Annotated in this window: 1 protein-coding gene; it reads right to left on the bottom strand. The window is 67.3% G+C overall.

Annotated features, from left to right (window positions below):
- The coding region (locus C7G61_RS43160) for a transposase (protein ID WP_145963851.1) at positions 1-553 on the bottom strand (553 nt) is incomplete at both ends.

The following is a 553-nucleotide window of genomic DNA, read 5'->3' as shown; positions in this document are numbered from 1 at the left end:
GGCCGAGCCGGGCGCGCAGAAACCGCAGCTCGCGGTTCGCCCGCTTGAACTGATGGGCATGAAGGTAGCGGCCGATCCGGATCAGAGCGTGTTGGGCCACCCGGCGATAGCTCTGGCGCAACCGGACACCGCACTTGTGGGCGAGATCCACGAGCTTGATCAGGGCCCGGTGCATCAGGCGGACATCGGTGGGATAAGCCACCGCCTTGGGCTGAACCGTGGTGTCGACGGCCACCCGCTCGAGATCCTTCGTGGCGAGAGCCCCGGTCTGGTGCGCCACGGAGAGGCTTTCCTGCAGCAAGGCGGTGAGATGCTCCTCGCCCAGCCGCTGGCGCCAGCGCGTCAGGGACGAACGCTCAAACGGCAGATCATGGCGGAAGCTGACCTCGCCGCAGAAGAACTGCACGTAGGGGCTGTCGAGAAAGCGGGCGCACAGCACCTCGTCGGACAGGCTCTCCATGTGCTTGAGGATCATCAGGCCAGCCATCAGCCGCACCGGCAAGGGCGGGTGGCCGGGTCCGGGCTTGTAGACGCCGCCGAGCCGGCGCTCAAG

The organism is Bradyrhizobium algeriense, from assembly GCF_003062295.1.
GTDB lineage: Bacteria > Pseudomonadota > Alphaproteobacteria > Rhizobiales > Xanthobacteraceae > Bradyrhizobium > Bradyrhizobium algeriense.
The sequence above is the reverse complement of the archived record's forward strand: the minus strand, read 5'-3'. Positions and strand labels throughout refer to the sequence as shown.